This window comes from Amycolatopsis sp. SID8362 (assembly GCF_010550475.1).
Lineage (GTDB): Bacteria > Actinomycetota > Actinomycetes > Mycobacteriales > Pseudonocardiaceae > Amycolatopsis > Amycolatopsis eburnea.
In genome coordinates this window covers 1-12019 of sequence record NZ_JAAGNB010000436.1, presented here as the reverse complement: position 1 = coordinate 12019, position 12019 = coordinate 1, and the positions used below count along the sequence as shown (strand labels likewise).

Annotated in this window: 1 protein-coding gene; it reads right to left on the bottom strand. The window is 71.4% G+C overall.

Translation table 11 applies throughout. The features are described from left to right. Positions 1 to 12019: type I polyketide synthase (locus G3I65_RS13565; protein WP_160696418.1), on the bottom strand; the 12019-nt coding region annotated here is incomplete at both ends.

Below are 12019 nucleotides of genomic sequence, written 5' to 3'. Positions count from 1 at the left end.
GGACTCGACGGACAGCACCGGGGCGCCCTGCGGGTCGACCGCGGCGAGGGACACGGATTCGGCGCCGGAGCGCGTCAGGCGGGCGCGCAGGACCGAGGCGCCGCCCGCGTGGAGGGAGACGCCGGTCCAGGAGAAGGGCAGGCGGCCGGTGTCGGAGGAGTCCAGCTCGACGAAGGACACCGCGTGCAGGACCGAGTCCAGGAGGGCGGGGTGGACGCCGTACTGCGCGGCGTCCTCGGCTTCGGCGGGCAGGGCGACCTCGGCGAACACCTCGCCGTCACGCTGCCAGGCGGCGGTCAGGCCGCGGAAGGACGGCCCGTAGGTGAACCCGTTCGCGGCGAACCGCTCGTAGAACCCGGTGAGGTCGATCGGGACGGCTCCCTCGGGCGGCCACACCGCGGTGTCGAAGTCCGCGACCCGCTCACCCGGGGCGACGACACCGCCCGCGTGCTTCACCCAGTTGGAGTCGGCCGCGCCCTGGACGCGCGAAGACAGGGTCACCTCGCGGCGGCCGGACTCGTCCGGGCCGCCCACGACGAGCTGGAGCAGCACGGCGTCGCGCTCCCCCAGGACCAGCGGCACCGCGAGGGTGAAGTCCTCGACGGTCGTGCAGCCCACTTCGTCGCCGGCGCGGAGAGCGAGTTCGAGGAAACCGGCGCCGGGGAACAGGATCGCGCCGCCGACTGCGTGGTCCGCGAGCCACGCGTCGGTGGCCAGGGACAGCCGTCCGGTGAACACGACGCCCCCGGAACCGGCGAGGTCCACCGCCGCGCCGAGCAGGGGGTGCCCGGCCGGGGTCAGCCCGAGCCCGGCGGTGTTCCGGGTGTTGACGCCGGTGCGAGGCCAGAACCGTACGCGCTGGAAGGCATAGGTGGGCAGGGTGACCCAGGACGCGCCCTCGTAGAGCGGGGCCCAGTCGACGTCCACACCGGACACGTACAGCCGGGCGAGCGCGGTGATCACTGCCGTTTCTTCACCGCGATCCTTACGCAGCAACGGAACCGCGTCGACCATCGCCGACAACGTCCCATCCGGCCCGAGTTCCACCAACGCCGCACCGGCCAAAGCATTCACATGATCAGCGAACCGAACCGTGTCCCGAACATGAGACACCCAAAACTCCGGCGACGTCACATCACCAGCAGCAACCATCGGAACCGTCGGCTCGCCAAACTCCAAACCCTCAACAACCGCACGGAACTCATCCAGCATCGGATCCATCAACGACGAATGGAACGCGTGCGACACGTTGAGCCGCTTGGACTTCTCAAAGCCCTCCGCAATCCCCAGCACCAGCTCTTCGACACCGGAAATCACCACCGACCGCGGACCATTCACCGCCGCGATCGACACCCCATCAACCAGTAGCGGCGTCACCTCGTCCTCCGAGGCCACCAACGACACCATCGCGCCACCAGCGGGCAGCGCCTGCATCAACCGAGCACGGGCGGACACGAGCGTGCTCGCGTCCTCCAGAGAGAACACTCCGGCGACGTGCGCGGCCGCGATCTCACCGATCGAATGCCCCGCAACATGATCCGGCCGGATACCCCACGACTCCACCAGCCGGAACAACGCCACCTCAAGGGCGAACAGCGCGGGCTGTGCCCACTCCGTCCGGTCCAGCAACGCCGCGTCTTCACCAAAAACAACCTCGCGGACCGGAAGCAGCGCGAACACCGCGTCCAGCGCGTCGGCGAATACCGGGTATCGCTCGTACAACTCCCGACCCATGCCGAGCCGTTGCGAACCCTGACCCGCGAACAGGAACGCCACCGAGTGCTCGCGGGCGATCCCGCGGGCCAGCTCCTCGCCCGACGACGTCAGCACCGCGCGGTGCTCGAACCGGGCGCGGGTGGTTTCGAGGGAGTGCCCGACGCGCAGCGGGTCGAGGCCGTCCACGGCGGACAGGAGCTGGTCAAGCTGCGCGTCCAGGGCGGCCTCGGTCTTGGCGGAGACGGGCCACGGAACGAGACCGTGGGCGCGGGTGACCGGCGCGGGGGCCGGGGTGTCCGGGGCCTGTTCGAGAATGACGTGCGCGTTGGTCCCGCTCAACCCGAACGACGAGACACCAGCCCGCCGCGGCCGCGCCACATCCGGCCACGAAACCGCCTCCGCCGCCACCTCGACCGCACCCGACGACCAGTCCACATGCGACGACGGCACATCCACATGCAACGACTTCGGCACCACACCATGCCGCATCGCCAGCACCATCTTGATCACACCCGCGACACCGGCAGCCGCCTGGGTGTGCCCCAGGTTCGACTTCACCGAACCCAGCAACAACGCCGCGTCACGATCCTGGCCGTACGTCGCCAGCAACGCCTGCGCTTCGATCGGGTCACCCAACGTCGTTCCCGTGCCGTGCGCCTCGACAGCGTCCACATCGGACGTGCGGAGGCCGGCCGACGCGAGCGCCTGCCGGATCACCCGTTGCTGCGACGGGCCGTTCGGGGCGGTGAGGCCGTTGGACGCGCCATCGGAGTTGATCGCCGACCCGCGGACCACGGCGAGGACGTGGTGGTCGTCGCGCCGGGCGTCGGAAAGCCGTTCGACGACGAGCATGCCGACACCTTCGGACCAGCCCGTGCCGTCGGCCGTGTCGGAGAACGCCTTGCACCGCCCGTCCGGCGCGAGACCGCCCTGACGGCTGAACCCGGCGAAGCTGAGCGGAGTCGACATCACGGTCACGCCACCGGCCAGTGCCAAGGTGCACTCCCCCGCCCGCAGCGCCTGGGCCGCGAGGTGCAGGGCCACCAGCGACGACGAACACGCCGTGTCGATGGTCATCGCCGGGCCCTCCAGGCCCAGCGCGTACGACAGCCGCCCCGACACGACGCTGGCGGCGAGCCCGGTGCCGGCGTGGCCCTCCAGGTCGGTCTGGGCGTTGAGGATCAGGTTGGCGTAGTCTTGGCCGTTGGTGCCGACGAAGACACCCGTGCGGCTGCCGCGCAGGCGCGTCGGATCGATGCCCGACCGCTCGAACGCCTCCCACGACGACTCCAGCAGCAGCCGTTGCTGCGGATCCATCGCGAGCGCCTCACGCGGTGAGATCCCGAAGAAGTCGGCGTCGAAATCGCCTGCGTCGTAAAGGAACCCGCCGACGCCCGCGACGGTCCCACCCAGGGTGGCGAGGTCCCAGCCGCGGTCGGCCGGGAAGTCCGAGATCCCGTCCGTCCCCGCGGCCAGCAGTTCCCACAGGTCTTCGGGTGAGCGCACGCCGCCGGGGAACCGGCAGCTCATGCCGACGATGACGATCGGGTCGTCGGTCACCGGCGCCGCCGTGAGCACCTCGGCCCGCGCGCGGTCGCCCACCAGTTCGGCGAGCAGGAACTCCGCGAGCGCGGTAGGCGTCGGGTGGTCGAAAACCAGGGTCGACGGCAGGCTGAGCCCGGTTTCGGTGTCGAGGCGGTTGCGCAGCTCGATCGCGGTCAGCGAATCGAACCCGAGGTCCTTGAACGCCCGGTCGCTCCCCACCTCCTGGGCGCCGCTGTGCCCCAGCACCGCGGCGACCTGCGTGCGGACCAGGTCCAGGACCGCGGACCGGCGGTCGGGTTCGGCGCGCGCGAGCAGACGGTCGCGGAACCCGTCCCGGGGCGCGAGATCGGCCAGCACCCGCCGCACCTCGGGCAGGTCGCCGAGCAGCGGGCTGCGCCGGGCGGCGAGCATCGTGCGGAGGACCTGCGGCTGCTGGATGTCCGCGACGACGAGAGTCGGCTCGGGCTCCCGCACGGCCTGGGCCATGGCGAAGACGGCCAGGTCCGGGTCCAGTGCGGTGCCGCCGCCGGTCCGCCGGGCCTGTTCCCCGACCTTCGCCCCGGCGGCCATACCGCCGCCAGCCCAAGCGCTCCAGGCGACGGCGGTCGCGGCGAGCCCCTCGGACCGGCGCCGCACGGCAAGCGCGTCGAGCACCGCGTTGGCCGCGGCGTAGTTGCCCTGCCCCGGATTCCCGACCGCACCCGCCACCGAAGAAAACAACACGAACGCCGACAGATCACGATCCCGCGTCAGCTCGTCGAGCAACAACGCCGAGTCCACCTTGGACGCGAAAACCGCACCGAACCGTTCTGGCGTCAGCGAATCGATAACACCGTCATCCAGCACACCCGCGGCATGCACCACACCGGTCAGATCCTCACCGAGGTCGTCCAACAGCGCGGACACCGACGCACGATCGGACACATCACACGCCACACGCTCACCGAACTCCGCGGCACCAGGAGCATCCGGCCCACGGCGGCTCGCCAACACCACCCGATCCGCACCGTTCGCCACCAACCACCGCGCGACATGCGCACCCAGCGCCCCGGTGCCACCGGTGACGAGAACCGTCCCCCGGGGCTCCCACACCTCGTCGGGGCTCGGGGCCGGCGCCGCCACCAGACGTCGGCCGAAAACTCCGGAACTACGCACCGCGACCTGATCCTCGGTCCCCGCGAGCACGCCGGCGAGCCGTCCGGCAGCCCGGGCGTCCAGCACCTCGGGCAGATCGACCAGACCACCCCAGCGACGCGGGTACTCCAACGCCGCCACCCGGCCCAAACCCCAGACACCGGCCTGGATCGGACGGCTGACCCGGTCGGAACGCCCCACCGAGACCGCACCGCGCGTGACACACCACAGCGGCGCGTCGCCGATCGCCTGCAGCAGCACCGTGGTCATCGCGAGCCCGTCGGACTCGTCGAGAGCCAGCAGGGACACGACGACGTCGAACGAGCGCTCGCCCAGCCGCACGGCCAGCGCGTCGCGGTCGGGTCCGGCGACCTCGAAGAGGGTGCCGCCGACTGCCTCGGCGACCGTGGTGACCCACTCGTCACCGGCCAGAGCGGCGGGCACCACGACAAGGACGTCGCGCGGCGCCGCGGCGGGAACGGTGAGCGGCTTCCAGGACTCGCGGTACCGCAGTCCGTCCACAACGGACTGTTCGCGGCGCTCACGGCGCCACGCCGCCAGCGCGGGCAGCACGGTCGTCAAGGCCTCGCCGTCGACGCCGAGCCGGTCGGCGAGCGAGGCGAAGTCCGCGTGGTCGACCGCGGCCCAGAACTCGGCGTCGGCCGCGTCGACCGTGGTGACCGGTTCGATCTCCGGCCAGAACCGCCGGCTCTGGAACGCGTAGGTCGGCAGGCCGACCCGGCGGGCACCGGGTACCAGCGCCGCCCAGTCGACGTCCACCCCGGACACGTGCAACCGCGCCAGCGCGGCAATCACCGACGAATCCTCGCCACGATCCTTGCGCAGCAACGGAACCGCGTCGACCATCGACGACAACGTCCCATCCGGCCCCAGCTCCACCAAGACCGCACCGGACAAAGCACTCACATGATCAGCGAACCGAACCGTGTCCCGAACATGAGACACCCAAAACTCCGGCGACGTCACATCCCCAGCCGCAACCATCGGAATCGTCGGCTCAGCGAACTCAAGCCCCTCAACAATGGCACGGAACTCGTCCAGCATCGGGTCCATCAAGGACGAATGGAACGCATGCGACACGTTGAGCCGCTTGGACTTCTCAAACCTCTCCGCAATCCCCAGCACCGACTCTTCGACACCGGAAATCACCACCGAACGCGGCCCGTTCACCGCCGCGATCGACACCCCCTTGACCAAGAGCGGCGTCACCTCGTCCTCAGACGCGACCAGCGACACCATCGCACCACCCGACGGCAACGCGTCCATCAACCGCGCGCGGGCGGACACCAGCGTGCACGCGTCCTCCAGCGACAGCACCCCGGCGACGTGCGCGGCCGCGATCTCACCGATCGAGTGTCCCGCAACATGATCCGGCCGGATACCCCACGACTCCACAAGCCGGTACAGCGTGACTTCCAGCGCGAACAGCGCGGGCTGCGCCCAGCCCGTCCGGTTCAGCAGCTCGGCGTCAGCACCGAACACCACCTCACGAAGACCGGGATCCAAGTGCACGAACACCGCGTCCAGCGCGTCGGCGAACACCGGATACCGCTCGTACAACTCCCGCCCCATGCCGAGCCGCTGCGAACCCTGACCCGCGAACAGGAACGCCACCGAGCGCTCGCGGGCGATCCCGCGAGCCAGTTCGTCGCCGGCCGGCGTCAGGACGGCGCGGTGCTCGAACAGCGTCCGGGTGGCGGCCAGCGAGTACGCGACGTCGGCCGGATTGAGCCCGGAGGCGGCGGAAAGGAGCCGCTCGCACTGCGCGGCCAGTGCCTCCTCGGTCTTGGCCGAGACCGGCCACGCGACCACTTCACGCGTCACCGGTTCGGTCGGTTCGGGTTCCGGGCCCTGCTCGAGAATGACGTGGGCGTTGGTCCCGCTCAACCCGAACGACGACACCCCAGCCCGCCGCGGCCGCGCCACATCCGGCCACGAAACCGCCTCCGCCGCCACCTCGACCGCACCCGACGACCAGTCCACATGCGACGACGGCACATCCACATGCAACGACTTCGGCACCACACCATGCCGCATCGCCAGCACCATCTTGATCACCCCGGCGACACCGGCGGCCGCCTGCGTATGACCCAAGTTCGACTTGACCGAACCCAACAGCAGCGCCGCGTCACGATCCTGGCCGTAGGTCGCCAGCAACGCCTGCGCCTCGATCGGGTCGCCGAGTGTGGTGCCGGTGCCGTGCGCCTCCACGGCGTCCACATCGGACGTGCGGAGACCGGCCGACGCGAGCGCCTGCCGGATCACCCGTTGCTGCGACGGCCCGTTCGGGGCGGTGAGGCCGTTCGAGGCGCCGTCGGAGTTGATCGCCGAACCCCGCAGGATCGCCAGGATGTCGTGGCCGTTGCGCTGCGCGTCGGACAAGCGCTCGACGACGAGCATGCCGACGCCCTCGGACCAGCCGGTTCCGTCGGCGGCGTCGGCGAACGCCTTGCACCGCCCGTCCGGCGCCAGCCCGCCCTGACGGCTGAAGCCCGCGAAGCTGAGCGACGTCGCCATCACCGTCACACCACCGGCCAGCGCCAGCGTGCACTCCCCCGCCCGCAGCGCCTGCGCGGCCAGGTGCAGGGCCACCAGCGACGACGAACACGCCGTGTCGATGGTCAACGCGGGACCCTCCAGGCCCAGCGCGTACGACAGCCGCCCGGACACGACACTCGCGGCGAGCCCGGTGCCGGCGTGCCCTTCCATGTCCGTCTTGGCGTTGAGGATCAGGGTCGAGTAGTCCTGGCCGTTGGTACCGACGAAAACGCCGGTCCGGCTGCCGCGCAGGCGCGTCGGGTCGATGCCCGACCGCTCGAACGCCTCCCATGAGGTTTCGAGCAGGAGCCGCTGCTGCGGGTCCATCGCCAGCGCCTCACGCGGCGAGATCCCGAAGAAGTCGGCGTCGAAATCACCCGCGTCGTAAAGGAATCCGCCGACGCCCGTGGCGCTCCGGCCGCCGGCCAGCATGGCGAGGTCCCAGCCGCGGTCGGCCGGGAACTCCGAAATCGCGTCCGCGCCCGAGGCCAGCAGTTCCCACAGGTCCTCCGGCGACCGGACGCCGCCGGGGAACCGGCAGCTCATGCCGACGATCACGATCGGGTCGTCGGAGACCTCCCGCGTGCCCGGCTCGACGACGGCGGTTCCGGGGACACCGCCGGCCAGCTCACCGAGCAGGTACCCGGCCAGCGCCGCCGGGCTCGGGTGGTCGAAGACGAGCGTGGCGGGCAGGCTCAGCCCGGTCACGGTGTCGAGGCGGTTGCGCAGCTCGACCGCGGTCAGCGAATCGAACCCGAGGTCCTTGAACGCCCGGTCGCTACCCACCTCCTGGGCGCCGCTGTGCCCCAGCACCGCGGCGACCTGCGTGCGGACCAGGTCCAGGACGGTGGTGTGGCGGTCGGGTTCGGCCAGGGCGAGCAGCAGTTCACGCAGCCCGCCTTCGGTGGCCGGGGTCTCGTCGAGCACGCGCCGGGCCGCCGGGAGGTCGCCCAGCAGCGGGCTCCGGCGGGCGGCGAGCATGGCGCGGAGGATCTTCGGCTGCTGGATGTCGGCGACGACCAGGGTGGCGGCCCGGCCGGCGACGGCCTGCGCGAGCGCCAAGAGCGCCAGCTCGGGGTCGAGTCCACCGGCGCCCTTCTCCCCGGCGGCCATGCCATCGCCGGCCCACGCACCCCAGGCCACCGACGTCGCGGCGAGGCCGAGGGACTTCCGCCGCTCCGCGAGCGCGTCGAGCACCGCGTTGGCCGCGGCGTAGTTGCCCTGCCCTGGATTCCCGACCGCACCCGCCACCGACGAAAACAACACGAACGCCGACAGATCACGATCCCGGGTCAGCTCGTCAAGCAGCAACGCCGAGTCCACCTTGGACGCGAAAACCGCGTCGAACCGGTCCGGCGTCAGCGAATCGATAACACCGTCGTCCAGCACACCGGCGGCGTGCACTACGCCGGTCAGGTCCTCACCGAGGTCGTCCAACAGCGCGGACACCGACGCACGGTCGGACACGTCACACGCCACACGCTCACCGAACTCCGCGGCACCAGGAGCATCCGGCCCACGGCGGCTCGCCAACACCACCCGATCCGCGCCGTTCGCCACCAACCACCGCGCGACATGCGCACCCAGCGCCCCCGTGCCACCGGTGACCAGGACCGTCCCGTGCGGCCGCCAGACCTCGTCGGGCGGACCGGCGGGCGCCGGAACCAGACGCCGTCCGAAGACCCCGGCGCCACGCACGGCGACCTGGTCTTCCGTTCCGGCGAGCACCGCAGCCAGCCGTCCGACGACCCGGGCGTCCAGCACCTCGGGCAAGTCGACCAGACCACCCCAGCGACGCGGGTACTCCAGCGCCGCCACCCGGCCCAGACCCCAGACACCGGCCTGGATCGGACGGCTGACGCGCTCGGAACGGCCGACCGAGACCGCGCCGCGCGTGACACACCACAGCGGCGCGTCCTCGATCGCCTGCAGCAACGCGGTGGTCATCGCGAGCCCGTCGGACTCGTCGAGGGCCAGCAGGGAAAGAACGCGGTCGAAGGAGCGCCCGGCCAGGCCGCTCGCCAGGACTTCGCGGTCGGCGACGGCGACCTCGAAGACGGTGCCGCCGACCGCCTCGGCGACGCTGATGACCCACTCGTCGCCCGCCAGCGCCGCGGGCACCGCCACCAGGACCTCGCCCGGCGCGGCCTCGGCGACGGTGAGCGGCTTCCAGGACTCGCGGTACCGCAGTCCGTCCACAACGGACCGGTCCTGACGCTCACGGCGCCACGCCGCCAGCGCGGGCAGCACGGTCGTCAAGGCCTCGCCGTCGACGCCGAGCCGGTCGGCCAGCGACGAGAAGTCCCCGTTGTCGACCGCGGCCCAGAACTCGGTGTCGGCCGAGCCGGTGACGTCCGCGCGGCCCGGCTCCGGCCAGAACCGCTGCCGCTGGAAGGCGTAGGTCGGCAGGTCGACCGGCTTCGCGCCGGTACCGGAGAAGAACTCCGTCCAGTCGACGTCCACACCGGACACATGCAGGCGGGCGAGCGCGGTGACTGCGGACAGTTCCTCGCCACGATCCTTACGCAGCAACGGAACCGCGTCGACCATCGCCGACAACGTCCCATCCGGCCCCAGCTCCACCAACGCCGCACCGGACAAAGCATTCACATGATCAGCGAACCGAACCGTGTCCCGAACATGAGACACCCAGAACTCCGGCGACCGCACATCCCCAGCCGCAACCATCGGAATCACCGGCTCGGCGAACTCCAGACCCTCCACGACCGCACGGAACTCGTCCAGCATCGGATCCATCAACGACGAATGGAACGCGTGAGACACGTTGAGCCGCTTGGACTTCTCGAACCCGGCGGCAATCTCCAGAACACGGTCCTCGACACCGGAAATCACCACGGACTGCGGACCGTTCACCGCCGCAATCGACACACCGTCGACCAGCAACGGCAGGACTTCATCCTCCGAGGCCACCAGCGACACCATCACACCACCGGCGGGCAGCGCCTGCATCAGGCGAGCCCGGGCGGACACCAGCGTGCACGCGTCCTCCAAGGACAAAACACCGGCCACGTGCGCAGCCGCGATCTCACCGATCGAGTGCCCCGCAACGTGATCCGGTCGGATGCCCCACGACTCCACCAACCGGAACAACGCCACTTCCAGAGCAAACAACGCGGGCTGCGCCCACTCCGTCCGGTCCAGCAACGCCGCGTCGTCACCGAAGACAACCTCGCGCACCGGAAGCAACGCGAACACCGCGTCAAGCGCGTCGGCGAACACCGGGAACCGCTCGTACAGCTCCCAGCCCATGCCGAGGCGCTGCGAACCCTGACCAGCGAACAAGAACGCCACCGCACGCTCGCCCGCCACACCACGGGCCAGCTCCTCACCGGACGGCAGCAGCACCGCCCGGTGTTCCAGGAGCGACCGGCCGGTGGCCAGCGAGTGGGCCACATCCAAAGGCTCGAGCCCGTCCACAGCGGACGTGAGCCGGGCGATCTGGGCGTCGAGCGCGGTCTCCGAGCGGGCCGAAACGAGCCAGGGCACCACGTCGAGCCCGCGCTCCGCCGGGGCCGGCGTGGTTTCGGTCGCGGGGGCCTGCTCGATGATGACGTGCGCGTTGGTCCCGCTCAGCCCGAACGACGACACCCCCGCCCGGCGCGGACGCCCGTTTCCGGTCCACTCGACCGCTTCCGTGGCCAGCTCGATCGCCCCGGCGGACCAGTCGACGTGCGTCGACGGCTCGGTGACGTGCAACGTCGGGGGCAGCAGTTCGTGCTGCAGCGCCAGTACGACCTTGATGACGCCCGCGACGCCGGCGGCGGCCTGGGTGTGCCCGAGGTTCGACTTCACCGAACCCAGCAGCAGCGGCCGTTCGCGGTCCTGGCCGTAGGTCGCCAGCAGCGCCTGCGCCTCGATCGGGTCGCCCAGCGTCGTGCCGGTGCCGTGCGCCTCGACGACGTCCACTTCGGAGGGTGAGAGTCCCGCGGACGCGAGGGCCTGGCGGATGACGCGTTGCTGCGACGGGCCGTTCGGGGCGGTAAGACCGTTGGACGCGCCATCCTGGTTGACCGCGGAGCCGCGGACGACCGCGAGCACCCGGTGGCCGTGGCGCTGGGCGTCGGAGAGCCGCTCGACGACGAGCATGCCGACGCCCTCGGACCAGCTCGTGCCGTCGGCGGTGTCGGAGAAGGCCTTGCAGCGGCCGTCGGCGGCGAGGCCGCCCTGGCCGCTGAAGCCGAGGAAGCTGCCTGGCGTGGACATCACGGACACCCCGCCGACCAGCGCCAGCGAGCATTCGCCGCCGCGCAGCGCCTGCGCGGCGAGGTGCAGGGCCACCAGCGACGACGAGCAGGCGGTGTCGATCGTCATCGCCGGGCCCTCGAGGCCCAGCGTGTACGACAGCCGGCCGGAGGCGACGCTCGCGGCGATCCCGGTGCCGGTGTGGCCCGCGGTGTCGACGGCGGCGGTGAGGAACAGGTCGGAATAGTCCTGCCCGTTGGTGCCGATGAAGACCCCGGTGCGGCTGCCGCGCAACCGGTCGGCGGCGATCCCCGCCCGCTCGACGGCCTCCCAGGTGGCCTCCAGCAGCAGGCGCTGCTGCGGGTCCATCGCCACGGCCTCGCGCGGGGAGATGCCGAAGAAGTCCGCGTCGAACTCGGCGGCGTCGGGCAGGAACCCGCCTTCGCGGGTGTCGCTGGTCCGGCCGAGCGCGTCGAGGTCCCAGCCGCGGTCGCCGGGGAACGCCCCGATCGCGTCGCCGCCGTCGCGGACGAGCCGCCACAGGTCATCCGGCGACGCGACACCGCCGGGGAAGCGGCAGCTCATGCCGACGATCACGATCGGGTCGCCGGTGGCCGCCGCCACCGCCGCGACGTCGGCTTCGGCGCTCCCGCCCAGCAGTTCGGCGAGCAGGAAGGCGGCCAGCGCGGCCGGCGTCGGGTGGTCGAAGACCAGCGTCGAGGGCAGCGTCAGGCCGGTCGCCGCGGTGAGCTGGTTGCGCAGCTCGATCGCGGTCAGCGAGTCGAAGCCGAGGTCCTGGAACGCCCGCCCGGCGCCCACCGCCGCGCCGTCGCGGTGCCCGAGCACGAGGGCCGCGCGCGTG